Below are 25,289 nucleotides of genomic sequence, written 5' to 3'. Positions count from 1 at the left end.
GTATGTCTACTTTAAAATACTCACCCTACCAGATTCAGCTTCCATTGCCCGTACCGCGCATATTGACCTTTTATGTTGTGAATCAAGGACAGGTGGCTGCCTTTAACGAAAAAACCTTCTGCGTAATGACTCCAGAGGGATTATTGGAAGCAGAGCTGCTTGACGCTCACACCATCGCTGGAACCCTTCCGGCAGGGGCAGAATTATGGATCGGTATGGAGGGAAAAGAACCTGTTAGAGTATCAGATCAAACCTTTACGTATACGAAGGATGATAGTCAAAATGATTATGTCCTTTGCGGCACACATGAAGGAATATTCTCTGTCGCCTTCGGAACCTCGATTCAAGAAGCCAAAAATCGGCTATTGCTTGGACTATTGCATGTCCGTGAAGAATTGATGTAGGGATGATTTTCGAAAGAGAGGACGCTATGATATAGTTTTTGTAGGAGGTGACAAGCATGATAATCGACCTTACGCATATCATTCAACAGGGTCAGCCGGTGTACCCCGGAGATGCAGAGACGGCGTTGGAGCATTCCAAGCAAATGGGCATGGATGGGTACAATAACCATCAGCTTTCGATTAATATGCATGCAGGTACGCATATTGATGGCCCTATGCATTTGTTGGACATCCAGAAGCATATTCATGAATTTCCGGTGGATAGATTTGTAGGAGATGCTGTCTTGCTTAATGTTTACGGCGAGAAATTAGTTGACTATAAGGAAGAATACGAGCAGATCCTTAAGGCAGGCGATATCGTCGTTGTGTATACAGGTCATAGCGAACGTTATGGCCAGCCGGATTATTTTACGGAGCATCCGATTTTAACAGAAGCATTTGCAGAGCTGCTCGTTAGAAAACATGTGAAGATGATTGGGCTGGATACGCCATCTCCTGATCAGGATCCTTTTGCGGTACATAAGATTTTTTTTGAAAATAACATTCTCATCATTGAAAATTTAACGAACGTCGGTCAATTGGTAAATAGGGGCGCATTTGAAATTATCGCTCTTCCGCTTGCTATTCAAGCGGATTCATCGATTGCGCGCGTTATTGCACGGCTGAAGCCGTAACAAAATAGAATGTAGGAGGCATACTCAGATGGTGGAAATCATTTATCATGGCCATTCCAGTATTCAAATTATTGCAGGAGATAAATCGTTGGTGATCGATCCCTTTCTAAGAGGCAATGAGCTGGCGGTGACGAAGCCGGAAGAGATCAAGACGGATGTGATTTTGTTAACGCATGCCCATGCCGATCATATTATGGATGCCGATTTGATCGCCAAAATAAATGATGCTCCTGTCGTTGCAAACCCCGAGTTGGCCGCTTATATGTCCTGGAAAGGTGTCAAAACCAAGGGCATGAACATTGGCGGTACGATCGACCTGGGCTTTGCCCAAGCGAAGATGATCCAAGCGTTCCATTCCTCTGGCATTGTCCTTGAAGAGGAACAGCGCATTTTGTATGGCGGCATGCCGGCAGGCTACATTGTGAAGATCAACGGGGTGAACATTCTTCACGCAGGTGATACGGCTTTGTTCAGCGATATGAAAATGATCGGAGAACGTCACGCGATCGATGTCGCCTTTATTCCAATCGGCGATCATTATACGATGGGGGTGGAGGACGCACTGCAAGCGGCTGAATGGTTCAAGGCTAAAGTCGTTGTTCCGGTTCATTATAATACCTTTCCCGTCATACGTCAGGAGGCGGAAAGCTTCGTTGAAAGGCTGCAAGCGAGCGGCCAGCAAGGGCTCGTCCTGAAGCCAGGTGAGAAAATGTCAGTGTAGCAGCATCTCAAAAGCAGGTTCTTCTTCAGAAGAACCTGCTTTTTTTGTGCCCATTTTGATAATTGGAAAGGAATTCCCAATAGGAATGCCGAATGTTAAGAGTTGGAACTTATCCTAATGAGGTGAAATTGCAGTGGAAAATATATTTGAAGTAGCACATACACTTGTGGAGCATATTCAGAATCAATGTCCGGAGGACATTGCCGTGATTGCCTATTACGGCTCTTATGCTGACGGTACGGCAACGAAACGGTCAGATCTTGATTTTTTCTTTATTCCAGCTACGACTGTTGGATACCAAGCAAGCCTTCAATTTGTCTTAGATGGCATCAGCTTTGATTTTTGGCCGATTAGCTGGGAGCGGGCGGAACGGATGGCGACCTTTGAAGAGCCCAAAACCACGATAATCGCCAATAGCAAGCTGTTATATGTTCGTTCAGACGAGGATCAGGCTCGCTTCATGGCGCTTCGCGAGAAAACTCGATTAGAATCTCAGCAAGGCATGAAGCTGATTGGCAAAGCAGAAGCAGAGGTTCGCGATGCGTATGTTCATTTGCATAAAATGAACCAATGGCAGGATTCCACTCCTATTGGCGCTTACCGAATGGAAGCTTACGAGGTGCTGACGAAGCTGCTCCAAAGCCTTGCTCTGTTGAATCGCACTTATTTGACGAAGGGCTGGGGGAAAAATCAAGAACAAATCATGCAGCTGGCTCTTAAGCCTGCGCAATTAGAGCCGTTAATGAAGCAAATCATGACAGCGGCTTCGCCAATCGAGTTGAGAGCCGCATGCGGTCAGCTAGCACAGGAAATCGTTGCTTTGTTATCTGATCAAAGAGCAGCCTACCGGCAGCCAGCGTCATATGCCGAGAGATTGCCCGGCTTTTATGAAGAAATTAAAGGCGTACTGGATAAAGTTTTGACTGCGTGTGAGAACCGAGACTACGACCTCGCTTTTTTTGCAGCCGCAGGCGCACAGGCGGAAATTGCCCATGCTTTGTATTTTGGAGAGCATGGCTTCTGGCCGGGTTTAAGCGAAGATGTTCATATGAGTTATAACAAGCTTGGTCTTCCGGATCTGGTCGCGCTCCTTGATCCTGATAACTACATGCCGTTGTATGAAGCGGTTGAGCGGTTGATCCAGTTCTTGGTCAGCCATTTAAAAGCCAACGGTGTTGTTATCAATCAATTTGACGGCATTGTGCAGTTGAAGCAATTTTTGCAGCATAAAGCCGGCTTAAGTGATGTCCAATGAAAGTTTCCGTACCTGGCTTATTAGCTTCGTTGAGCAGTATGGCTCTGGCATCTGCGTTCCTAAGTAACCCTTATGCTGCCGATCCGCTTGTTAAAAGCACCATTTTTATCGTCATTGTCATGTTAATCCTTCCAGCTTGTATAGGGGTAGCTGCTTCTATCCTGAAGAAACCAACGCTCATGTTTATGGTAGGGATATGGTCGTTTCCGTATGGACTTTATTTAACGGTAGCTAATATCCCTTCCCTCTGGAATGGATTTGGACTCGCACTCTTTCTGTATTTTATTTCCAGCATACAGATGAGAAGTGCCCAGAGGGTTTCACAATCTGAATAGGACTCCATACATGCGAAAAAATTAGAATAACGAGGTTAATCATCATGCATCCTAAGATAGAGTCATACATAGAATGGGCAATATTTAAATTTGGTTTAGAGCATTATACGCTGGAAAGGCATCATCTTTATCGCAGCATCAACCAGTTTAATGAAACGGTTTACAGCTTGAGCATGGAATGGTTCCCCGGTCATCATACGCAGCAGGAACAAGATACTTCAGACTATAATCCTATAGGAACGGCAGTCATTGATTTGGATATCGATCGTTCTGTGGTAAATAGCATATTATTTGTTGGTGGAAAGTCTTATGCGAGCCGGAGTATGTTCTCTTCTATGGAAGATAAGGAAATCAAGAAGTGGATTGAAGCTGAGACGGGGCTGCGCTTTGGCGTACACTTGCAGCTTGCCAAACAAAACGAGCGGACCTACTCTTTTACGGGCTGTATCGATGGCATTGCGCTTTCGCCTCCAGCTAGTATAGAGCTCGAGTTTGACCAGGAAGGCAGGCTGACGAAGTACACAAAGGTTGGCTATTTTCCTTCTGTGGACGAAGTTATTGTAGAGTGTTATTCACTTTCACTTGACAGGGTAGAGCCACTGCTCACCGAGCAAATACAGCTTATGGAGGTACCTATTCATGAACATAGGAACTTGATTTCTCTATATGGTGTAGAGGAGATTTTTGTAACGAATGACGGATTGTCAGCGATTCCTTTCGAATTCAATTCCAAATGGGGTGTTTCTGTCGTTATGGATAAAGTGGTGGAATGGGAAACACCGATCAATGCCTCGTTTACGCGAAAGAAAATAAGGTGGCAGGAGGAGCTGACTTTTGAACAGGCTAGCTCAGGCGAAAAACATCCGGATGCGCTGCCGATAACCGAGCTTGATCTGGAGGAATGTTGGAAGGCTATCCTTCATTTTCTGCGTCAGGTCTATGGCGGCGATTCCGGAAAATGGCTGCTTCAAAAGTTGCACCGTGAAAAAGGGATGATTCATGCGACACTAAAGGCGGGAAAACAGGACTTAAAGGTTTTCCAAAGAAAGCTCTTGATTATGATGGACCGTGAACGGCATCAAGTTTTGAACTTTATGGACAATGAAGGCTTATTGGATACGTTTGATGGATTTCAAGCATCTGAACCAATAAGGCTGGACAAAGATGAGGCTCTAGTCCGGTTAAGAGAGCGAATTCATCTAACGCCCTATTATGTTTATCATGTTGAGCTGAAAAAATATATATTGTGTGGGAAGTTAGATTGCGATGAAGCCGTTCATGCGTCTAGCGGCAAGATTATGGCTTTGCGTGATTTGTAGAAAAATATACAGGATTGACCTTTCCGTTACGTCATCGTTTAACCTTCTATTATCAACCATAATAGGAGGCTTTTTTATGAAAACGTTAATAAAAAATGTGATGATCCTTACGATGCACGGTGACCAAGACCCGGTGAACGGAGATATTTTAATCGAGGGGGATACCATTATTAAGCTTGAAACGTCTATCTCGGATGAGGTGGACGTGGTGATTGAAGGACGGGGAATGCTCGCCATGCCGGGGCTTATCAATGCCCATCAGCATACGCCGATGAGTCTGTTGAAAGGTTTTTCGGATGATCTGAAGCTGATGGACTGGCTGGAACAAAAGATGCTTCCCGCAGAGGCGAATATGACGCCTGAAGATATTTATTGGGGAGCGAAGCTCTCTATGGCAGAAATGATAAAATCGGGGACGACGGCATTTGCCGATATGTATATTCATATGAATGAAATTGCTTCGGCGGTGATGGAAGTGGGGATGCGCGCATCCTTGTCCAGAGGCATGGTATTTCTAGAGGATGATGGTGGCAGGCGGCTGACGGAAGCTCTTGATTTGGTGCATCAATGGAATGGGAAAGCAGAAGGAAGAATCTCAACGATGCTTGGTCCGCACTCTCCTTATACTTGCCCGCCGGAATCTTTGAAACGAATAGCGGATCTAGCTGATGAGCTGAAGCTTCCCATTCACATCCACTTGGCGGAGACTGTTGAAGAAGTAATTAAAATTCGGGATAAATACAACATGTCTCCCACCGAATATTTGTATCATGTCGGCCTCTTCGAGAAGTGTCATGTTCTTTTGGCCCATGGTGTACATGTTACCCGCAAGGATATCGGAAGGTTAAAAGGGATGCGCGGCGGGATATCGCATAATCCCGTAAGCAATTTGAAGCTGGGCTGCGGGATCGCTCCCATCTCGGAACTAATCAATCAGGGAATAACTGTAGGTCTTGGAACGGATGGAGCGGGAAGCGCGACGACTATTGACATGTTTGAAGAGATAAAGGCTGCGGCTTGGCTGCAAAAGCTAGACTATGGCGATCCTGCCAAGCTGCCGGCGAGGCAGGTGCTGCGCATGGCTACAAGCGAAAGCGCAAAGCTGTTGAACATAGATCACCAGGTGGGAACAATTGAAATAGGGAAAAAAGCGGATATTATTCTAATCGATATGAAAAAAGCCCATTTGCAGCCGGTGCATCAAATCGAGTCACTGCTTGCTTATAGCGTCAATGGGGGTGATGTTGACACCACGATTGTAAACGGTAAAGTACTCATGCAAAATCGTGTCTTGTTGACGATAAATGAGGAAGAGCTTTTCGAAGAAGTTACCACTCGCGCGAAGCGGATTGTAAAGGGAATTTAATCCATTCCATTCGGTTAGGCATGGCGTATTAACGTCTCTGTAAATAAGTTGGCAGTTGTCAGGCGTAACAAGCAAGTATACAATGTGTAAGGGTTAAAGAGCCCAATTGTTATCGCAAGGGGAGTGCAACAGGTTTGTCATCAGATGTTACGGCTTCAGATTCGCTTTCTTTTCGTTATCGCTTAATTACACTGCTATTAGTGGTCGTCGTTGCGGGCATGAGTCAAGGGCTGCTGCTTCCACTGCTGTCGATCATGCTCGAGGAGTCAGGCATCTCGCCGGATATGAACGGAATCAACTCCGCGGCAATGTATATCGGGATTTTCTGTACGATGTTTTTTGTAGAAAGACCAGTTATGCGCTATGGCTATAAAAAGGTCATTCTCGTCGGAATCGCGCTAGTTACCGTGGCAAGTATTCTTTTTCCGTTTACTCATTCGTTAGCCGTTTGGTTTATTTTGCGGCTGCTGGTAGGCGTAGGTGACAGCTCTCTTCATTATGCAACCCAGCTATGGATTGTAAGCTCAAGTCCTTCGGATCGAAGGGGCAGATATATTTCTTTGTATGGGATGGCCTATGGACTGGGCTTTAGCATAGGGCCGCTTGGTATTAACTTGCTGCCATTTGGCAGATCCGTTCCGTTTCTCGTCTCTTGTTTGTTTTTCTCCGTGGTGCTGCTGCTTGTTTTGAGAATGAAAAATGAGATGCCGGAACGATCGGAGAAGAATGCTGCGGCAGGCAATCGTTTTGTGAGAACATACCGGATCGCTTGGTTCGTGCTCATTCCAGGTTTCCTGTACGGATTAATGGAAGCTTCAATGAATAGCAATTTCCCATTATACGGACTCCGAATTGAGCTTAGCCAGCATTGGATTTCATTATTACTGCTTGCCTTTGGCGTTGGAAGCTTGATTCTACAGCTTCCGCTTGGGATATGGAGTGACCGAATCGGCCGTAAGCCGGTGCTTGTTACATGTAGCATTATCGGCTCGCTTGCTTTCTTCGGAATACCTGCCGCTGGAGACCATGTTGTGCTCTTATTTGTGTTATTCGTTATTGCTGGAGGCGTGGTAGGCTCGTTTTATTCGCTCGGCCTTGCTTATGCCGCAGATATTTTGCCGCGGGCCATTCTGCCGGCTGCAAATGTGATCGCATCTATCCATTTCAGCATAGGAAGCATTATGGGGCCGACACTTGGCGGATACGGTATTCGCTATTATTCGGTTTATAGTATTTTTTTATTTTTGGGTGCTGCATTTCTCGTGTTTGCCCTTCTCGGCTTTGCTTTTCGTCCGAAAGAGCAAGCGAGTCCATCTTTTATGGCCTAACAAGATCGCTACACGGCAAGTCTCTCGTCCTTCCTCCAGCATAAACAGGGGGGGCGAACGCCTTCCGGGTCAAAAGTACAGGTCGTATGGCTTCCCGGTGAATACAATAAGGTGTATTCCAAAATAGGAAGGAGATAATTATTGTGAACCGAAATAATTATTATAACATGGGTAATGTAGGCGGCGTGAATGAAACTGAATTCTGTCCCGATTGTCCTACTCAGACGATCTATGATCCTCCAATTACGCAATACGAGAACTACTTCCATCCGCAGCTTGTCAATGTTGTGCAAAATATTGAAACGGTGAAGCAGCATCATTGTTGTCCCGTCTATCAGCAACATTACACGCATACGGAGAAAAATGTTATGGTTTCGAATGTGAAACGCGGGAAACGCACGAAATCATCTTCCAAAAATCGTTCGAAAAAATAACTCTTATTTTTAAAAAATGACCCGTAAGAACGGACACTTCTCTAATGAAGCCGCCCTCTTGCGGGTCTTATGTTCGTTTTCATTAGGGAAACTAAAGCCATGATCCTTGCAAGCAGCTGTGTTAGAGCCTCCTTTTTTTTATGTTCCTAAGGCACTGTGGACGGACTTCCCACTTTTTATTAGCTTTTAAATAGCTTATAATTATCAGAGAATTGTAGATATTTCAATCTATAAATAATTGTATTACACTATGATAGGGTTATAATTAAATCAGAAAAGGTTTGTGACTAGGTCGCGCCTTGGGCTGGTGTGACGCCTAAGCAGGAGCGCCTACATACTTTCTGCAAATTTTAGGATATAAGGATGGTAATAATGAGCAACGGAGAAACTAAAACAGACGTCATCTTAATAGGTGCCGGCATCATGAGCGCGACTTTAGGGACAATGCTGAAAGAATTAGTGCCGGAATGGAATATCAAAGTGTTTGAAAAGCTCGAAAATGCTGGAGAGGAAAGTTCTAACGAATGGAATAATGCAGGAACAGGGCATGCGGCACTGTGCGAGCTTAATTACACTGTCGAAAAACCAGACGGATCTATAGATATTAGCAAAGCTATCCAAATCAATGAACAGTTTCAGCTTTCCATGCAATTTTGGTCTTATCTTGTAAACAACAAGCTCATTCGTCATCCGCAGGACTTTATCATGCCATTGCCTCATATGAGTATGGTACTAGGGGAACAAAATGTAGCTTTCTTAAAGAAACGTTTTGAAGCATTGTCTAATAATCCTCTGTTTCAAGGGATGGAATTTTCTGATGATCCTCAAAAACTGATGGAATGGATTCCGCTTATTTTGGAAGGTCGTCCATCAAATGAAGCTATTGCAGCAACCAAAATTGACACTGGAACGGATGTCAACTTTGGTGCTTTAACGCGCATTTTATTTGATCACTTAAAGAGTAAAAATGTGGATATCAAATACAAGCATAGCGTTGATAATATTAAACGTACTAGCGACGGCTCTTGGGAAATGAAAGTACGAAACGACATAGGCAACGTCGAGCGCCACAATGCAAAATTTGTCTTTATCGGATGCGGGGGAGGAAGTCTGCATTTACTGCAAAAATCCGGTATTCCTGAAGGGAAACATATTGGAGGATTCCCGGTAAGCGGGATATTTATGGTGTGTGATAATCCGGATGTTGTAGCGCAGCATCATGCAAAAGTATACGGAAAAGCAAAGGTTGGAGCTCCTCCAATGTCTGTTCCGCATCTGGATACAAGATTTATCGAGAATAAAAAATCATTGCTGTTTGGACCGTTTGCCGGCTTCTCGCCTAAGTTTTTGAAAACTGGTTCAATGCTAGATTTGGTGACTTCCGTAAAGCCGGATAACCTTGTAACGATGTTGGCCGCAGGTGCCAAAAACATGTCATTAACAAAATACCTGATCGAGCAAGTCATGTTATCCAAAGAAAAGCGGATGGAAGAGCTGCGTGAATTTATCCCGAACGCCAAAAGCGAGGATTGGAGTTTAGTCGTGGCTGGCCAACGTGTGCAAGTGATCAAGGATACTGAAGCTGGAGGCAAAGGTACACTTCAATTTGGTACAGAGGTCATTAGTTCTGCTGATGGCTCAATCGCGGCGCTGCTAGGTGCTTCTCCAGGCGCTTCTACTGCGGTTCACGTTATGTTGGAGGTCATTAAGAAATGCTTCCCTCAGCATGTGAAAGAGTGGGAACCGAAAATTAAAGAAATGATTTCTTCTTATGGCGTGTCCTTAATGGAAAATCCAGAACTTCTGCACGAGATTCATACTTCAACAGCTGAGACGCTTGGTCTTAGCGAAAAAGAGCTGGCTTATAATTAATTTTTGGATGCGGAAATTTAGCAATATTAACTTATAGAATCTTTGATCTATTTATAGATTGAAGGTTCTTTTTTTAAAATGATTCATTGGTTTGTTTTCCTGCATACGCTTGATTATAAAGAAATGAAGGGGATTCTATGATGGGATTTGATACGGTTGTTATATGGGTTTATCTTGTATATTTAGCTATTCCGTTTTATTTAGGATCTCGCATTGCTACCAAGATTCTTATTCGACAGCGATCAGGCACGAATGCGATAAAAAAGGGCGAAACTAAAAAAGTGATTATTGAGTATAGAATTTGGACTTTAATCAGCAATGGTATTCTGTCATTCAAAGGGCTTCCTGATGCCATGCATCAGTATTCCATTCGGGTTTTGTGAAGTCAAATTTCTTTTTCGCAGGAACTTAATTATCATAGGAACAAAAGAATTTTACATAGTAGAACAGCAGCAGCAGCCATGGACTTCAATTCCTGTCCACGGCTGCTGCTGCTTTTATTTTTTTGAGTCAATTAAGCGTTAGTTGTACTTCTTTCCATTGGATACTGCTCGGGATGATCCCGCTTACCCTTCTTTAAGGTTCCCTTTTCGTTTTTTTTGAATTCACTCACGCTTGTTCACCTCATATCAGCTTTTCCGTATACTTATCCGTTCGGCAAGAGGATCAAACAGCTTCCCCGCGTTTGGATGGCGAATAAGCCATAACTTCCATTTCAATGAGGTAAGGCCCGAGTCCGCTGAATACAGTGATGCGCGCGGGGTAAGGAGCGGAAATCAAGTCTGCATACACTTCATTGTAGGCAGCTTGATCCTCCATTTGGCTGAGATGTGTAGTCACCTTCACGATATGATTCAGCGATAAGCCTGCTTCTTGTAAAATAAACTCGATATTGCGTATACATTGTGCGGTTTGTTCGCGAATGTCTCCTACAGGCTCGAGTGTTTCTGCATTTACGCCAACTTGCCCTGCGACATAAACAAAGTCACCTGCCCGAACCGCATGGGAGAAGGGGAGCGGGAATTTTGGAGCATGCGGAGATGTGATAATCGTAGTCATAGCGGATACCTGCTTCCAGATTTATTTTGTTCCATTAATGCTGCGGTCATCTGGTGCCAATTCGTCGCTTGCTGGAACCGATGACCGATTGCAAGCAATTTGTCTTCCCCCAGCAAAGGACCGGCTAACTGCATTCCAATGGGTAACTGGCTCGAAGATTCCAAGCCAATGGGTACCGTCATCGCTGGCAATCCGGCATTTGTAAATGGACCGTTAAACATGGGGCTTCCGGTTTTGTAACCAGCCAAAGCGAGAGTCGGTGTCGAAGGTGTCAAAATGGCATCGACTTCATAAAATAACCGCATCATATCATTTCGAAATACGGTACGCACGCGCTGTGCTCTTAAATAATCAACGGCGCTAAGCTCATAGCCCAGTTCAAGCTGTTCCCGCATGGAAGGACCATAATCGTCGGCATGTGTCTCGTATTTATCCATATGGTAAGCAGCGCCTTCGGCCCGCATGGTCATGCGGTGGGCAGCCATCGCTTCATCCATGCAGTCCGGCAGCTTAATCTTTTTGAACTGCACCCCTAATTGAGCCAAGACTTGAATAGCAGCATCCAATGCCTCAGTAATCGCAGGGTCCTCGGCTACAAAGAAAGTATCAGGCAAACCGATGACCATGCCTCTAATATCGGTGTCAAGCGCTTGGGTGAAGAGGGGAGCAGCACCGGGAAGCGTAGCTGGGTCACGCGAATCATGTCCTGCAAGCGCCTCCAGCGTAAGGGCGGTATCTTCAACGGTTCGGGTGAAGGTGCCAATATGATCAAGCGACCAGCTGGCGTAGAACACACCGAACCGGCTTATCCGACCGAAGGTGGGCTTCATGCAGGTCAGTCCGTTATAGGCTGCCGGCCGAATGAGCGAGCCAAAGGTTTGCGTGCCAAGCGTAAAAGAGGCCATTCCGGCGGCAACAGCAGCGGCCGACCCAGAGCTGGAGCCGCCAGGGGAATGAGAGAGGTTCCATGGATTGCGTGTCGGCGGTTCGCCGCCTTGATAGGCATATTCGGTTGTGGTTGTTTTGCCGAGCAGTATGGCTCCAGCTGTGTCCAGCCGTTCAATGACAGCAGCATTAGTTGTCGGAACATATTCAGGATCTACGCTAGAACCCGCGCCCGTCCGCACCCCTTCGGTACATATGATGTCTTTGGCCCCGTATGGAATGCCATGAAGCGGTCCGTGGTAATGACCATTCATGATCTGCTTCTCAGCGGTCAAGGCTGCTTTCCTGGCAGCGTCAGCCGTAATCGCCGCCCAAGCTTGTACACGGTTGTTTTTCGATTCAATGCGGTCAATATAGGCTTCGGTAAGCTCTGTTGGCGACAAGCGTTTGCTTCGGATAAGCGATCCGGCCTCGGCCAATGTCAGTTCATGCAGTTGGGTAGATATCATCAGGCAAGCACTCCTCTGGCGGCGGATATTGGCATGATGTCATTGGGGAGCCGGAAGGAGCGGAGAAGAAGGCGCTCTTGTTCGAAGCTTTGCCTTTCCTCGCTCGTCACATATCCGTCCTTATATTTGTTTTTCTCCTGTGCGATAAACGCAAGGTATTCATCTCGATGTTCGGCTTCCATAGCAGGCAGGCTCCTTTCTCTTAAGGCATGAAGCTTGTATCGACCATATCCTCGTATTTGACATCAACCTTCAAATTGCCGATAAACTTTTGCATATCGATTGCCGCTTGGAACGCTGATGGTGTGAGCGTGCCATCCTGCGGATAAACCTTGCTGTCAATCATGCGCTGTACCGCATTTTCAACAATCGCGCTGTCGAGGTTCGGAAACTCTTTTTTGGCAACTTCCTTTGTTCCCTCTGCGTCGGAGTGAATGTAATCAAGCGCAAGCTCAATGGCATTGACCATTCGCCGGACCAGATCCGGATTTTCTTTGATCACTTTAGAGGATGTGTTCAAGGTTGCAAAAGCAAAGTCCGGGTAATCTTTCGTAAAGTCATATACGATTTCTAGTCCTTGCAGCAAGCCTTGATCGAGCTGCGGCTCATAGACAACAGCGATATCCGCTTTGCCTGCCAACAATGTGCCTAGCTCAGAGCCGTTTTGAACTTCGACGATGGTGACATCCTTCTCCAAGCTAATGTTATGATCGGCGAACAGCTTACGAAGCAGGCTGTTGGAGCTGGTCGGCGCAATGCCGGTTACAATCGTTTTTCCTTTGAAATCCTCTGCCGTTTCAATCGATGTACCTGCATTGGCGACAGCCCATACCGGGGCGCTGCCGGATAGTATGCTTAAGGAGCGGGCATCGCCGCCCTTTGCCTTGGCGAAGGCGACATGCTCAGGTCCGTGGAAGGAGAAAGTGGATTCCCCTGAAATAACGGAGGCAAGAGCAGTAGGGCCGCTTCCAGCTGCCGTAATCGACGAGAGCTCAATCTGGTTTTGCTCAAGGAAGCCTTTTTCTTTGGCTACGTATAGCGGGAGATAAAGCAAGTTGTGATAAACCTCTGAAACCATGATGACGTCTTTTTTGGTATCACTTGCCGCTTCAACATCTGGGGTTGCCGATTCTGTACCACATGCGCTTAGGAATAAGGTGCTAATAAGTAAAAGTCCCATCAGTTTTGCCGCTGTTTTTTTCATTGTTGTGATCTCCTTTATGATTCAATTAGCTGGTTCGACACATTAGACCCCGGCAGATTTATTTGATGCCTGCGTACTATCGTTCCACGGCAATAATTTTTTCTCGATAAAGCTGACACAGGTGTAGAGGCAGGTCGCTACGAGCATCAGGGTAAATACCCCAACCCACACCGCGGGCAAATTAAACAGGTTGCCTTCCACGAATATCATGTGGCCGAGTCCCTTGTTTGACGAGATGAATTCGCCGCCAACTACCGAGACAAGGGCAAGGCCGATGTTGATGCGGAATGCGGAGATAATCCATGGAAGCGACGAGGGAACAATGATTTTTGTGAAAATTTGTGACCGGTTTGCACCAAATGATTTCATCAAATGAATCTGCGATTGGTCGATTTGATGTGTCGCCTGATAGGCGGACAATAGAGCTACGATCAAGGTAGCGACGGACGCAAGCGCGATTTTGGAGAAAATACCTGAGCCGAACCAAATAATGATCATAGGCGCAAGCGCGATTTTCGGCACGCCGTTCAAGGCGACAACAAAGGGATCAATAATTCGCGACAGTTTGCTGGAGAACCAAAGCAGAAGTCCGACAAGGGAGCCGAGAAGGCTGCCCGCCACGAAGCCGATAACGGTAGCATTTACCGTTGCAAATGCATCACTGACCAGTTGGCCGGATTGCAGCATAGAGGCGGCTGTCTGGATAATGGCGGTAGGGGAGCCGAGCAGAAAAGCATTAACAAGCTCCATGCGTACGGCCGTTTCCCAGACTGCGATAATAACGGCTATGATGACGAAGCGCCAGGCCATTGCGGAGGACCATTGCTTCATAGCGGCTGCTTGATGCGGTTTTAACCGCCGTTTCTGACCAGCGGAAACCGTTTTTGAGTCTTGCAGCTTCATGCCTTGCGATGCGTTTTCCATCAGCTTGACCTCCCCATTTGAATATCAAGCTCCGACCAAATGGTTTCAAAAAACTGCTTGAATCGGGCATCAGTTCTTGCTTTCATCGCTGAGCCGTGCTCCGCGGCAAGCCCAACCTGATAAGTCTTCTTCACATAGGTAGGACGCTTGCTCATAACGAAGACGCGGTCGGAGACAGAGATAGCTTCCTCAATATCATGCGTGATCAGCACGCCAGTTTTTCCTTCGTTTTTTAAGATAGAGAGAATTTCGTCCTCCAGCACAAGCCGGGTCTGGTAATCAAGGGCTGAGAACGGCTCGTCGAGCAAAATAATATCAGGCTGAGTAACGAGCGTTCTGATGAGTGCAACCCTTTGCCGCATGCCTCCGGACAGCGTAGAGGGGTAGGACTTGGCGAAAGAGTCGAGACCGTAGCGCTCTAAATAGGTCATTGCCAGATCGCGCCGCTCATTTCGCGGCAATCCTTTTACTTCAAGCCCGATCGTGACATTATCCAGAATCGTTCGCCAAGGCAACAGCAGATCACGCTGCATCATATAACCGACATGGCCGGTTTTGCGGCCTATCTCGTCGCCTCCTACCAGAACTTTGCCTGTGGTGGGCTCCAGCAAGCCAGCGACAATGTTAAATATCGTACTTTTGCCACAGCCGCTGGGACCAACGATGCTAACGAATTCCTTTTGCGGAATATCCATCGTAATGCCGGCTAATACATGAATTTCATCACCCTCCGCATTCAAAAAGGATTTGGTTATGTCCTGTACTTGAATGGCAGGTGTTTCAGTTGTAGCGGGATAGGCTGCACTGCTCATATGTTCCAACTCCCTTCTCTCCAATACAAACTTTATGTTAGTTTTTATAACATGTGTTCTATGTGTCTATCATAATGATTTCAAGAGCATCTGTCATTGGTCAAAAAAACTATAAACGAATTGTTAATTTAGCCGTTTTGACTAAAAACTAGCGTTTTCAGTAAATAATGCTTTACTTACTTTTACAAGGGAAGTGTTTTTAACATCGGCTCTATCGCGAAAGCCATTCGAAAACGAAGGCTTTCTAGAGGGTCTTTTAGTCTGCGGCCGGTGAGTTTCTCACATTTTTCTAGACGGTAAATAACGGTGTTGCGGTGCACAAACAGAGCCTTTGCGGTATCAATAATTTGGCAGTGGTGATCATAAAAGGCCCTCAGCGTGCGCAAAAGCTCGTTCTGGTCATTCTCTTCTTTATTGAACAGAGCTTTGAACACTTCATCATAAAACAACCTTAGCTCCTCTTGGGGAAGCATCCGCAGCAGCCGACTGACATCCATCGTTTGGTACGATTGCACAAAGCGCTGCTTTTTTAACTGATAGCCTGCTTGCAGTGCTTTCTGGGCTTCTTTATAGGACATGCCTATATCGAGTACGTTGTTGAACGGATTACCGATACCGAAGGAGAAGCTGATCTGATCGCTTTCGTACATGCGTTCCGCCGCTCGTTCCAGCTGCTTAACAAAAAGGACTTCATTCCAGCATGCTGAAGGCTGCTTTACCAGCACGCCAAATCCGTCATTTTTGGTAAACATGACAAAAGTGACATCTAGCCCCAAAAATTCGGCCTTTAAGATTTCGTATAGGGCATCACGATCGGCGCTCAGTCGCTCCTCCATAACGGTTTCAAGCATTCGTTGTCCCTGAGAGGGCGGTTGGTCGGGCCTTGCTACAATCAACAAGGAAGCAGCGTCCGCTTGCAAGCCATATTTGCTGCCGCGGTGCAGCGCTTCTTGTTCTGTAGCAATATAACCTTCAATTAAGTCGGAGAAAAACTCGTTTTTGTAACGTCTAGAGCGTTCTTTGACAGCCTGCTTTTTCGTCATTTCAAGGCCTATGACATGCGCAGCTTGCTCTAAAGCGAGTGAGGACAAGCTGGATGGCGGATAGGTGGGAATGAAGGCAAGCAAACAGCCATCATGCCGATACGTTTGAATAGGGAAGAGTTCTGCTTGGCGATGTTGGGAGGTTAGGATAGGGGGAAAACAAAGGGACATCGCGGAAAGCGGGCCAGAAAGTTCAGCTAGCGCTTTGGCGGCTATTACGGGCAACTGCTCCATATGGACACTGTCAAAATGATGGGAAGAGGCCGATACTTGATGCTTCCTATTGAACAGAAGAACAGGCGCAGCAAGAAGGTCAGCAAGCTTGTCTACAATTCGCTCAAGCCCGTTTCCTTGCATAATCATATCGGAGAACTGCTTGTGGATGGTTAAAGCATAATGAAGCTCATGCGTTTTGTTTTCAAGAATAAGACTGATGGATTGCTGAAAGAGCTCGCCCAGCGTAGTTTCAATCATGGATAGCTCGATAATGGGAAAACGCAGGCGGTCCGCTTCCTCTAGAACCTCCTGAGGAATGCTTATGGCAAAACGTTTGGTTTTGATCGCGAGCCCGGCGCAGCCTTTGCTGTGCATGCCGATAATAAATTCCGTCAGGTTTTCCTGACGGTCTTTCAAAATATAACCGTTCGTTAATAGAAGGTCCCCTTGCTTAAGAAAGGTGACAATATCAGGTGCGTCCATAATATTAATAGATGACACGTCACGTGTAAGGAGACCGTCGCGGCCGGCTATAACTTCTGCATTCAAGAAAATGGAGGAAGTAAGCAAATCATTTAGAAGCATAGATACCAGCACCTTTCTTTTTCGCTATATAAGTCCTTTTAAGTTAGTTAACGTAATATAATTCTTATATTTCACTGTGAAATAAGCGTTAACCGTCAAGGTAGAAAGTGATCACTCACGTTTATGTCAGTAAAATTAACATGAAAAAGAAAGGATGTAAAGGATCTATTGTACGAAATGGCTAAAATGGGGGAGTGTTTTTAAACCTTTTGTATAGATGACTCTTCAATTCATAAACATGATTGATCTACAAATCTTTTGTTTGAAGCAAATAGTAATCTCCTTTTTTGTATGAATGTGGTAATATATAAACCATATCATTTTAAGCTAATATCTATTAGAAAAGGCGGTATTAAATCATGTTATGGACTCAAAACATAAAGAAACCGATGAAAGCGGAAGCCATTGCTGCGGATGCTGAAGCGGCTGGCTTTAAGATGTCCTGCGATCTGGAGACGGGTAGTTTATTAAGAACTTTAGCAGGATCATGTGAGCGTGGGAGATTACTGGAACTAGGGACCGGTGCGGGGTTATCAACGAGTTGGATTTTGGACGGCATGGACGCCGCATCCTCGTTATTGACGGTGGAGCTTGATGAATCGCTGCATAATATAGCTAGAACGCATCTAGGCAGCGATTCAAGAGTGCAGTTTTTCACTATGGATGGGACCGTATTTATAAAAGAATTTAAAGGCCATACATTTGATTTTATTTTTGCAGATACTTGGCCAGGAAAATACAATACGCTCGACGAGACATTAGCATTGCTCAGCCCAGGTGGATTGTATATTATTGATGATTTAATCCCGGTATCTACCTGGTCGGAGGGGCATGCTGGCAAAGTGGAGCATCTGATTCAATACTTGGATAGCAGGGAAGATCTTATCCTCACCAAGATCAATTGGTCTACAGGATTAATCATTGCTGCGAAGAAGTGACAGGGTTATAGAGATCCATTTCTCCATAATCCTCTTGCGCCAAATCACCGTCAATCCATTCAAAATAATAGGGCTCCGACTTCGTATAGCCCGAGTGCAGCTGCCAAAAGTTATCGCAATAACGGATGGTACTCCGTCTTCCGATCAGCTTAAAGACTGGTTTTCTAACATAAACGGAGCAAACAATATTACCTATAAAATGGAATTAGCGAGGCTCGCTAACCGCATAGTTGTGATGGAAAGCGGAAGGATCGTTGAAGAGGGAACCCATGATGAACTCATGCAGCGGAAAAATTTGTATTTTAAGTTATGTACTTCAAATATATAGCATCGATTTGGATTAAGGGGATGAAGAATTGAAATTTTTACGAATGGTCTGTTCCGTCATTATGTTATTGGTGGTTTTATCAGGGTGCTCGGAGGCAAGCTCCGAAAAAAGTGGGGTCTTGACCGTTAAACCCTTTGAATTGTTTGAAGGGGATGCCAAGCGGTATCAGCCGTTTCTAGGGTCGATGTCGGGAGCCGTTAAACTGAACTATAAAGGGACAAAGTCAAACGTTCGGGTAAGTATGGAAGTATGGGAAAACGGAGCGCTAAAAGAGCCAGAGCAATCTTCATTAAGCTCTGCCCTTCAACAATCCCAAAACGGGGATAGAGTTATGGATGGTGAATTAGTCGTTTCTGTCAAACAACAGACGGATGAGATTACCCCCAAAAAGACCAAATACAATGTGACGGTGGCATTAAATGATCAAGGTGGAACATCAAGCACGGAATATGAGGTTACAGCTGACATTGCGGTGAGCTCAAGTATGCCAATCGTGCTGGGCAATAATGAATTGGTCATCGATGAAGCGGAAGAGGCTGCCGTATGGGGGATGCAAGCATCTGAGAATGGCATGCAAACCGTCTCATTCACGCAGGAAATGCTCAAAGATGTAAAATGGGCCATCGTTTTTAAGATATCGCTATCGGACTAAAATGGGGAGGTACATTTATGAGAACAGTAATTGTGTACCATTAGTTGACGGTGAAAAGAACTGCAGGGCAATTGAATATTGAAATTACTGGCTGTGCGGTAGATGTCAATAAGCTGGAAGTTGTCCTTTAACTCTACGATGGTCCCTCTGATCGGGGTGATCTGTATAAATTAATCGACATGAATTTGGATGAAAAAAATTTTATTCGACTACGTGCTTCGACAGAGTTTTAGTTGTCAACGAGCTATACTTAACAGGTACTATTTCATTGACAGCGGAGGGTTGCTCATGATTAATTCAAATCTGAAAAAAAGAATTGTATGGTTCGTTAACAGCGAAATCGAGCGCGTCTTAATGAACCTGAAGACAGGGGCTGTTAACAAAGAAAATGCCCTTGGAAGCTTTAACACCCTATATCAGATCGCCTCGTCGACGAGAGATACTGACGCGATGGTTTATTTATGCGAAATCATCGAGAAAATCAGATCTTCCAATCATCGTTCGGGACTATTTCATTTTACAGAAATGCGGAAGGAATCCTATTATTAATCAATGGTTCGTTTCAACGTTGATTTCAAAGAAAAGAGACCGGAATGGGTCTTTTTTTTGTGTACAACGGTGGGGTAAAAAACAATCTAGAAAAGTAGAAAGAGAGCACTGAAAGGCAGTGCTCTCTTTCGCATGCATACCAGAAGCAAAAGTTGCTATTTACTTGATCTCTTTTTTGCTTTGGCAATTTTGGAGATATGAGATTTACCGCTTTTGTGATGTTTATGGGAACGATTCGAACGATTTGAACGGTTAGAGCGGTTAGAGCGGTGCTCTTGTTCAGATGCATTTTCGTTTTGATAGCAATATTGATAGAAATGTTTTTCAACAGGGACGCAGTGATGGCGGGATACAACGTTTACTTGATGAACAACCTCTACGATTTGTGGATGGAAAACATCATTAATTACCGTTACTGGCGGATCGTATACTCGGACTGTCGGACAAAATGGTCTGCAAGACAATGTTGTCAGCTCCTTTCCCTAGTAGTCTTCTATACAATATGAATCTCCCTTATAATATGCTTGTGCTAGTGCCTTGCGAGACAGATGTTGAGAGGTTTCGAATAGGCAAATAAGATAAGAATGCTAGGTATCAATATTGTGCAATACTAATGGCTAAATCAATCCAATGATTCAGCTTATTGATTTGGTACACTGGGATCAGATCAATGTGCGCGTGATAGAGAGGGGTGAGGAAAATGAAACGCACCAGCATCCGATATAGGCTAATGCTGCTTATGATTTGTCTGACTACGCTGCCTGTGCTGACAGTCACCTGGATTGCGACCAACAATACTCGCAATTCGGTGGAGAAGGAAATTATTGACGCCAATCGTTCTCGCATGATGTGGGCGGATCAATATTTGGATGAGTTGATTCGGCAAATTGATGTTTTGTTTTATTCGCTTCAAGTGAATGAGTCCTTGATTGAAGGTTTAAATACGGTCGATGCTCAGAACGGAGGTGGACAATTTCGAACGCAAAAGTATATTCAGGAAACTTTAACAAAGGCCTTTTATGCAAACTCCAAAAAAATAGATGAGCTGGCACTCTATACTCACCAGAGCCACAAGGTTTATTCCGTTAATTATGCAAGCAGCGGACTTATTTATTCGCTTGATATTCAGAAAGGGAATTGGAACCGGCTGCTGCAAGCGCCGATCAACCTTTATTTCAAACAATCCGGTACCGGAATCTATGCCTTTCACAGCATGAACCAATTTGCGGATCAGCATTTGCTTGGTGGACTTTCTATCCGTATCAATAAGGATGTTTGGAAGGAAGTGAGCACGATTTTGAAATCGGAGGATGACAGCTCGGTATTCCTAATCAACGATGAGGGGGAACTGCTTTCGGGCTCCACGATGGAACAGAGCTTGTCGCCACTCAACGATATTTTGAGCTATGGTCCATTATTGAATAAAGAATTGGAAATCAAGAAAACAGACAGCTACTATATTTTCAGCAAACGTGTCGATGATGGGGAACTAACGCTTATTAAAGCGCTGCCGATTACGACGATTACTGAGAGCGCTAACAATACGGTTAGAGCGGGTATTATTACAGGTCTCCTCTTTGCGCTTGCATCGATTATCCTTTCCATTATGGTATCGCTTCGCATTACAAGGCCGATTGTCTCGTTAGCAAGGACGATGCGGCTAACGCCAATCCAGCAGTTTGAGCTAACCTCAGTCCAAAGCCAGGATGAAATCGGGCTGCTGGAGAGAGGTTACAATTCCATGATGCAGCGGATGAAGGAGCTCGTTGAGAACGAATACCAGAAGGAGATAGAGGTGAAGAACGCGCAGTTGATGGCTCTTCAAGCACAGATTAACCCTCATTTTTTGAATAATACGCTGAATCTGATCGGGGGCATAGCACTAGTCAAAGGAGCTCCTGAAATTTATAAAATAACGCAAGTGATTGGCGATTTGCTGCGATACTCGATAAGCTCCGGATATGATGCAGCCACCCTGGAAGATGAGTTGAAGCATATTCGTAATTATTTGTTCATTCAAGAGCAGCGTTTTACCGGACGCTGTACGGTTACCATCGAGTACGATGGTTCAGGACGCGGTGTCCATTTGCCTAGATTTACGCTGCAGCCGCTCGTCGAAAATGCTTTCGAGCATGGACTGCAGCCGAAGGAAGGAAGCTGGGAAATTAAAATTAGGGTGAAGGCGATCAAGAACCATATGGCTATCTTTATTTTGGACAACGGGGCAGGGATGGATAAGGAGCGCCTCAGCATGCTGCGTGCGGGGTTAAAGGAAGGTGGCGCACTTAAATTTGACCGGACAGTGCTGGAGAAGGAGAAGCCGCAAATCCGCAAAGGAATTGGTTTGCAAAACGTCAACTCAAGGCTGAAGCTGCATTTTGGCGAGAGTACTTCACTACGGATATTCAGCAGGCCTGGACAAGGAACTTTGCTAGCACTTAAGCTGCCTTTGCCATGGAAGGGGGAACAGCATGAATAAAGTATTAATTATCGATGACGAGCCTTGGGCTAGAGAGGTCATTAAAGCGTTAGGAGAATGGGAACGCCTGCAGCTTTTCATCGCAGGGGAGGCAGAGGATGGCAAGTCTGGGCTGCGTCTTATTCACGAGCTTGCTCCCCAAATTATCATTACGGATATGCGCATGCCAGGCGTGGACGGGGTGGAACTGCTAAAACAAATCAATGATCAGTTCCCGTTATTGAAGATCATTGTGATGAGTGGGTATGACGATTTCATCTATCTCAAGCAGGCCATTCGATCCAGGGCCGTGGAGTATTTGCTGAAGCCGGTTGATCCTATGGAGCTAAATAGTGCTTTGCAAAAATGTGTCGAGGAGCTTGGTGCGGAGAGCAAGCCGGCAGTCATGCTGCTGCAGCCGTTGCTTCAGTTCTCAAGCGTGCCTGAAACAGATCGTTACTCAGCGCTTAAGCAGCGTGCGCTTGCCGGTTTATTTGAGCTGAACAAACCAGCGGTGCTGCAGGCATTGGGCAAAATGGAACGCTTTATAAACGAGGCGTATCCTGAAGGGCTTAGCGGGGAGCAATTGGAGAGGCTGGTCGCTGATTTTGAAGCTTTGCTTGGACACTTTCTAATCCAATACGAATCCGATAACCTGTTGCTAACTACTCGGCAAAAGATAAGCGTCCCTTACGCAGGAATAGCGGAGGCATTAAGGAATATAGGCACTCTCTGGTGCGAAGCAATAGATAAAATCGAGGCAATCCAGAAAACGAAAGGGAGCCTTGTTATTGCCGAGGTGAAAAACTACTTGGACTGCCACTTTTTAGATCCCATCGCGCTTGAAAGCGTTGCCCTGCAATTTTATGTCAGCAAGGAGCATCTGAGCCGTACATTCAAAGCGGCAGTCGGAGAGAATCTGACGGAATATATCATCCGTAAGCGCATGGAGAAGGCTGGAGAATTACTGCTTCAGCCTCATATATCGATCAAAGAAGTCGCACAACTGACCGGATACCCGGAGCTTCCGTATTTCCACCGAGTGTTCAAAAAACATTTTGGCGTGACGCCAGGCGAGGCCAAGAAAGCGGGAAAAGAGGATTAAAGCGCTATCAATATTGTGCAATAAAAGCCGCTAATCGGTTGTAATGCTTCCTGCTTCCTGCCTGACTATACTGAAGAGGCTACCAAACAAACAGGGGGGACTCAACATGAAGAAAACGCTTTATCTTGGTCTAGCTAGTGCACTGCTGGTCACGTCGCTTGCTGCTTGCGGCTCGAATGATGAAGGTAACAATCCTAAAGGATCGAAAGTACAGAAGGTGGAATTGAAGGTTCAGATCGGTTCGCCAAGATTCAAGGATCAATTCGAGAAATACTTCGAGCAGTTCAAAGCGAAGGAGCTTGCGGAGAAAAATATTGAAGTCACCATTGACTTGGAAATGCCGAATCCTGATCAGGCTAAGCAGGTGCTGCAAGCAAGACTGGCGTCGAACGATGCGCCTGACATCTTTGACGTTCATGCGAATGATTTGAGCACGTATGACAAAGCCGGGTATTTGGAGGACCTTACGGGCCAGCCGGCAACGGAAACCTTATACGATACGGTAAAAAATACGGTGATGAATGAGGGACGCATTATAGCGCTGCCGTTGGAGAGCTTGTCATGGGGATATCTGTACAACAAGAAGATGTTCAGTGAGCTTGGCTTGACACCGCCGCAAACGCTTGATGAAATGAAAGCGGTTGTGGAGAAGCTGAAGCAGGCGGATAAGAAGCCGTTTCTGCTGGCCTTCCAGGAATCATGGGTTCCGCAGCTGATGACTGCTTTGTCGCTAGGCGGAATCGTGTCATCCGAGCATAAGGACTGGATTGAGAAGATGAACAAAGGCGAGGCTTCCTACGCCGATGTGTCAGACATTTTTAATATCATCGATCTCATTATGGAAAATGGCACCGCAAAACCGTTCGAGGTTGGAAACGAAGCGGGCTCTACTGATTTTGCGAATGGCAAGGCGGCCATGTGGGTACAGGGGCCTTGGAATGCGGAGACGATTCTAAAGGTTAACCCTGAGATGGAATTTGGGGTTGCCCCGCTTCCTGTCAGCAATAATGCAGCAGGTACGATGATCAATTTGTCTACTTCCACTACGCTAGCTGTATCCAAAACGAGCAAAAACAAAGAAGTCGCGCTGGATTTGCTCAACTACTTCTATGACGAGAAGGATTCCTCCACGTTGTTCCAAGAATTGAAATTCAACCCTGTTTCCAGCGTGCATCAGTATGAGGTATTCCCATGGGTTAATGAAGCATCGGAATATGTGGCACAAGGCAAGGCCTATCAAGATTTGAAGCTGCCTAATGGCGTAACTGACGAGCAGGCGAAGCTGCTTCAGAGCTATTTTGCCAAAGAAGTGACGAAGGACCAGTTTATCAGCAGCATGGATAAGGCGTGGGCTACTGCGGTTCAAAGTGCGAAATAACGAGGGCCAATGACTGATTAGGAGTGACGAAGATGAGCGTTCTCAGAAAAAACAAGCAAACAGTCATCCTTCTAGCCTTCGTACTGCCGGCCTTATTATTTTATGCTGTGTTTACCATCGCTCCTGCCTTTGGGGGCGTTTGGTACAGCTTAACGAATTGGAACGGTTTGAATCCCACCTACGATATGGTGGGATTCGCCAATTATACCGAAGCGCTGACGAATGACCCTTATTTTATAAAGTCGGTTTGGTTCACCTTTAAATACGTACTGTACATGGTTGTTTTGCAAAATGTAATTGCCTTGCTGCTCGCGGTATTCGTAGAATCACGAAGAAAGAGCAAGGTGCTGTTCCGTACGATTTTCTTTATGCCTAATATGCTCAGCTTAATTATTGGCGGTTTTATGTGGATGTTTATCTTTACGAAGGTGCTTCCGATTATAGCCGAGAAAACGGGGCTTCTTATCCTGGATCAATCATGGATCGGAGATCCGGCTTTCTCCTTTTATTCGATTGTTATTCTTTCTCTATGGGGCGGGGTCGGCTACCAAATGGTCATTTATATCGCTGCTCTGCAAGGAGTTCCGGCTTCTTTGCGAGAAGCAGCCGCCATTGACGGCGCTAGCAGCCTGCAAACTTTCCGTTATGTTACGCTGCCGATGATTTATCCTGCAGTGACAATCGGCATCTTCTTGACGCTCAGCTCCTCATTCAAAGTGTTTGATGCCGTTTATTCCTTGACAGGCGGAGGACCCGGCAGATCAACGCAGGTCATTGCTCTTAACATCGTGGAGGAAGCGTTTAAATTTAATCAGAGGTACGGCTATGCTAGCGCGAAAGCAATCATATTGTTTGTCATTGTGCTGATTCTGACGGTTATACAGCTTTGGATCATGAAAAGAAGAGAGGTGGAGGCATAGTGGCAAAGCGTAAATC

25 protein-coding genes are annotated in these 25,289 nt (G+C 45.6%); 18 read left to right on the top strand and 7 right to left on the bottom strand.

Translation table 11 applies throughout. The annotated features are described in order from the left end of the window. Positions 1 to 77 precede the first annotated feature (77 nt). The 11 genes from E0496_RS01560 (at position 78) to E0496_RS01510 (ending at position 10,091) form a co-directional block, all read left to right on the top strand. Positions 78 to 404 carry a hypothetical protein gene (locus tag E0496_RS01560; protein ID WP_206669685.1) on the top strand — a complete coding sequence of 109 codons (327 nt, stop codon included), beginning with the start codon at positions 78 to 80 and terminating at the stop codon, positions 402 to 404. Positions 405 to 460: 56 nt separating this feature from the next. Beyond that, positions 461 to 1,078, top strand: a complete 618-nt coding sequence (locus E0496_RS01555; protein ID WP_141499865.1) for a cyclase family protein — start codon at positions 461 to 463, stop codon at positions 1,076 to 1,078. Between the two features lie 31 nt (positions 1,079 to 1,109). After that, positions 1,110 to 1,799, top strand: coding sequence for a metal-dependent hydrolase (locus tag E0496_RS01550; RefSeq protein WP_141499924.1), 690 nt, complete (start codon positions 1,110 to 1,112; stop codon positions 1,797 to 1,799). 133 nt (positions 1,800 to 1,932) lie between these two features. Beyond that, entirely contained in the window at positions 1,933 to 3,054 is a 1,122-nt protein-coding gene (locus E0496_RS01545) for a nucleotidyltransferase domain-containing protein (protein WP_241674498.1), read from the top strand. Then, positions 3,051 to 3,389 carry a hypothetical protein gene (locus tag E0496_RS36080; protein ID WP_141499864.1) on the top strand — a complete coding sequence of 113 codons (339 nt, stop codon included), beginning with the start codon at positions 3,051 to 3,053 and terminating at the stop codon, positions 3,387 to 3,389. The genes E0496_RS01545 and E0496_RS36080 overlap by 4 nt, the downstream gene beginning before the upstream one ends. Positions 3,390 to 3,433: 44 nt before the next feature. Continuing rightward, on the top strand, positions 3,434 to 4,708 hold the full coding sequence (locus tag E0496_RS01535; RefSeq protein WP_141499863.1) for a hypothetical protein: 1,275 nt from the start codon (positions 3,434 to 3,436) through the stop codon (positions 4,706 to 4,708). A gap of 76 nt (positions 4,709 to 4,784) precedes the next feature. Beyond that, complete coding sequence (locus E0496_RS01530; protein WP_141499862.1) at positions 4,785 to 6,074, top strand: amidohydrolase; 1,290 nt, start codon at positions 4,785 to 4,787, stop codon at positions 6,072 to 6,074. Positions 6,075 to 6,208: 134 nt separating this feature from the next. After that, a complete protein-coding gene (locus E0496_RS01525) occupies positions 6,209 to 7,402 on the top strand; it encodes an MFS transporter (RefSeq protein WP_241674496.1) in 1,194 nt (397 codons plus the stop codon). 143 nt (positions 7,403 to 7,545) lie between these two features. Continuing rightward, positions 7,546 to 7,836, top strand: coding sequence for a hypothetical protein (locus tag E0496_RS01520; RefSeq protein ID WP_141499861.1), 291 nt, complete (start codon positions 7,546 to 7,548; stop codon positions 7,834 to 7,836). 372 nt (positions 7,837 to 8,208) lie between these two features. Further along, positions 8,209 to 9,708, top strand: coding sequence for a malate:quinone oxidoreductase (locus tag E0496_RS01515; protein ID WP_141499860.1), 1,500 nt, complete (start codon positions 8,209 to 8,211; stop codon positions 9,706 to 9,708). 140 nt (positions 9,709 to 9,848) lie between these two features. After that, positions 9,849 to 10,091 (top strand): hypothetical protein, encoded by a 243-nt coding sequence (locus E0496_RS01510; RefSeq protein WP_206669684.1) that lies wholly within the window; start codon positions 9,849 to 9,851, stop codon positions 10,089 to 10,091. 283 nt (positions 10,092 to 10,374) lie between these two features. Here E0496_RS01510 and E0496_RS01505 read toward each other — a convergent pair whose 3' ends face one another. The 7 genes from E0496_RS01505 to E0496_RS01475 form a co-directional block, all read right to left on the bottom strand. After that, the gene (locus E0496_RS01505) at positions 10,375 to 10,767 is read right to left on the bottom strand and encodes a RidA family protein (RefSeq protein WP_141499858.1); all 393 of its coding nucleotides are present in this window, start codon (positions 10,765 to 10,767) and stop codon (positions 10,375 to 10,377) included. Beyond that, entirely contained in the window at positions 10,764 to 12,161 is a 1,398-nt protein-coding gene (locus E0496_RS01500) for an amidase (RefSeq protein ID WP_141499857.1), read from the bottom strand. Before E0496_RS01500 ends, E0496_RS01505 begins: the two co-directional genes overlap by 4 nt. Then, a complete protein-coding gene (locus tag E0496_RS01495; protein WP_141499856.1) occupies positions 12,161 to 12,343 on the bottom strand; it encodes a hypothetical protein in 183 nt (60 codons plus the stop codon). The genes E0496_RS01500 and E0496_RS01495 overlap by 1 nt, the downstream gene beginning before the upstream one ends. A gap of 20 nt (positions 12,344 to 12,363) precedes the next feature. After that, entirely contained in the window at positions 12,364 to 13,365 is a 1,002-nt protein-coding gene (locus E0496_RS01490; protein WP_141499855.1) for an ABC transporter substrate-binding protein, read from the bottom strand. Between the two features lie 42 nt (positions 13,366 to 13,407). Continuing rightward, on the bottom strand, positions 13,408 to 14,289 hold the full coding sequence (locus E0496_RS01485; RefSeq protein WP_241674494.1) for an ABC transporter permease: 882 nt from the start codon (positions 14,287 to 14,289) through the stop codon (positions 13,408 to 13,410). Continuing rightward, a complete protein-coding gene (locus E0496_RS01480; RefSeq protein WP_141499854.1) occupies positions 14,289 to 15,101 on the bottom strand; it encodes an ABC transporter ATP-binding protein in 813 nt (270 codons plus the stop codon). Before E0496_RS01480 ends, E0496_RS01485 begins: the two co-directional genes overlap by 1 nt. Before the next feature lie 182 nt (positions 15,102 to 15,283). Further along, positions 15,284 to 16,945 carry a PucR family transcriptional regulator gene (locus E0496_RS01475; RefSeq protein ID WP_141499853.1) on the bottom strand — a complete coding sequence of 554 codons (1,662 nt, stop codon included), beginning with the start codon at positions 16,943 to 16,945 and terminating at the stop codon, positions 15,284 to 15,286. A 359-nt stretch (positions 16,946 to 17,304) separates the two neighbouring features. Here E0496_RS01475 and E0496_RS01470 point away from each other — a divergent pair, with 359 nt between their 5' ends. From E0496_RS01470 to E0496_RS01435, 7 genes are all read left to right on the top strand, one after another. After that, on the top strand, positions 17,305 to 17,883 hold the full coding sequence (locus E0496_RS01470) for an O-methyltransferase (RefSeq protein WP_141499852.1): 579 nt from the start codon (positions 17,305 to 17,307) through the stop codon (positions 17,881 to 17,883). A 356-nt stretch (positions 17,884 to 18,239) separates the two neighbouring features. Next, positions 18,240 to 18,863 (top strand): hypothetical protein, encoded by a 624-nt coding sequence (locus tag E0496_RS01465; RefSeq protein ID WP_141499851.1) that lies wholly within the window; start codon positions 18,240 to 18,242, stop codon positions 18,861 to 18,863. Between the two features lie 288 nt (positions 18,864 to 19,151). Further along, the gene (locus E0496_RS01460) at positions 19,152 to 19,412 is read left to right on the top strand and encodes a hypothetical protein (protein WP_139997563.1); all 261 of its coding nucleotides are present in this window, start codon (positions 19,152 to 19,154) and stop codon (positions 19,410 to 19,412) included. Positions 19,413 to 20,112: 700 nt separating this feature from the next. Beyond that, positions 20,113 to 21,891: a sensor histidine kinase gene (locus E0496_RS01450; RefSeq protein ID WP_141499850.1), complete on the top strand. Its 1,779-nt coding sequence runs from the start codon at positions 20,113 to 20,115 to the stop codon at positions 21,889 to 21,891. Continuing rightward, positions 21,884 to 22,975 carry a response regulator transcription factor gene (locus E0496_RS01445; protein WP_141499849.1) on the top strand — a complete coding sequence of 364 codons (1,092 nt, stop codon included), beginning with the start codon at positions 21,884 to 21,886 and terminating at the stop codon, positions 22,973 to 22,975. The genes E0496_RS01450 and E0496_RS01445 overlap by 8 nt, the downstream gene beginning before the upstream one ends. Before the next feature lie 106 nt (positions 22,976 to 23,081). Then, positions 23,082 to 24,353 carry an ABC transporter substrate-binding protein gene (locus tag E0496_RS01440; protein WP_141499848.1) on the top strand — a complete coding sequence of 424 codons (1,272 nt, stop codon included), beginning with the start codon at positions 23,082 to 23,084 and terminating at the stop codon, positions 24,351 to 24,353. Between the two features lie 32 nt (positions 24,354 to 24,385). After that, the gene (locus E0496_RS01435) at positions 24,386 to 25,273 is read left to right on the top strand and encodes a carbohydrate ABC transporter permease (RefSeq protein ID WP_139997571.1); all 888 of its coding nucleotides are present in this window, start codon (positions 24,386 to 24,388) and stop codon (positions 25,271 to 25,273) included. Positions 25,274 to 25,289: the final 16 nt, after the last annotated feature.

This window comes from Paenibacillus luteus, assembly GCF_006542765.1.
Classification (GTDB): Bacteria; Bacillota; Bacilli; order Paenibacillales; family Paenibacillaceae; genus Pristimantibacillus; species Pristimantibacillus luteus.
The sequence above is the reverse complement of the archived record's forward strand: the minus strand, read 5'-3'. Positions and strand labels throughout refer to the sequence as shown.

Bases quoted from the DNA above. Each gene is read 5' to 3' on its own strand.
- E0496_RS01555 (WP_141499865.1), top strand. From the start codon at position 461: ATGATAATCGACCTTACGCATATCATTCAACAGGGTCAGCCGGTGTAC.
- E0496_RS36080 (WP_141499864.1), top strand. From the start codon at position 3,051: ATGAAAGTTTCCGTACCTGGCTTATTAGCTTCGTTGAGCAGTATGGCT.
- E0496_RS01535 (WP_141499863.1), top strand. From the start codon at position 3,434: ATGCATCCTAAGATAGAGTCATACATAGAATGGGCAATATTTAAATTT.
- E0496_RS01530 (WP_141499862.1), top strand. From the start codon at position 4,785: ATGAAAACGTTAATAAAAAATGTGATGATCCTTACGATGCACGGTGAC.
- E0496_RS01515 (WP_141499860.1), top strand. From the start codon at position 8,209: ATGAGCAACGGAGAAACTAAAACAGACGTCATCTTAATAGGTGCCGGC.
- E0496_RS01510 (WP_206669684.1), top strand. From the start codon at position 9,849: ATGGGATTTGATACGGTTGTTATATGGGTTTATCTTGTATATTTAGCT.
- E0496_RS01505 (WP_141499858.1), bottom strand. From the start codon at position 10,767: ATGACTACGATTATCACATCTCCGCATGCTCCAAAATTCCCGCTCCCC.
- E0496_RS01500 (WP_141499857.1), bottom strand. From the start codon at position 12,161: ATGATATCTACCCAACTGCATGAACTGACATTGGCCGAGGCCGGATCG.
- E0496_RS01495 (WP_141499856.1), bottom strand. From the start codon at position 12,343: ATGGAAGCCGAACATCGAGATGAATACCTTGCGTTTATCGCACAGGAG.
- E0496_RS01490 (WP_141499855.1), bottom strand. From the start codon at position 13,365: ATGAAAAAAACAGCGGCAAAACTGATGGGACTTTTACTTATTAGCACC.
- E0496_RS01485 (WP_241674494.1), bottom strand. From the start codon at position 14,289: ATGGAAAACGCATCGCAAGGCATGAAGCTGCAAGACTCAAAAACGGTT.
- E0496_RS01480 (WP_141499854.1), bottom strand. From the start codon at position 15,101: ATGAGCAGTGCAGCCTATCCCGCTACAACTGAAACACCTGCCATTCAA.
- E0496_RS01475 (WP_141499853.1), bottom strand. From the start codon at position 16,945: ATGCTTCTAAATGATTTGCTTACTTCCTCCATTTTCTTGAATGCAGAA.
- E0496_RS01470 (WP_141499852.1), top strand. From the start codon at position 17,305: ATGTTATGGACTCAAAACATAAAGAAACCGATGAAAGCGGAAGCCATT.
- E0496_RS01460 (WP_139997563.1), top strand. From the start codon at position 19,152: ATGATTAATTCAAATCTGAAAAAAAGAATTGTATGGTTCGTTAACAGC.
- E0496_RS01450 (WP_141499850.1), top strand. From the start codon at position 20,113: ATGAAACGCACCAGCATCCGATATAGGCTAATGCTGCTTATGATTTGT.
- E0496_RS01445 (WP_141499849.1), top strand. From the start codon at position 21,884: ATGAATAAAGTATTAATTATCGATGACGAGCCTTGGGCTAGAGAGGTC.
- E0496_RS01440 (WP_141499848.1), top strand. From the start codon at position 23,082: ATGAAGAAAACGCTTTATCTTGGTCTAGCTAGTGCACTGCTGGTCACG.
- E0496_RS01435 (WP_139997571.1), top strand. From the start codon at position 24,386: ATGAGCGTTCTCAGAAAAAACAAGCAAACAGTCATCCTTCTAGCCTTC.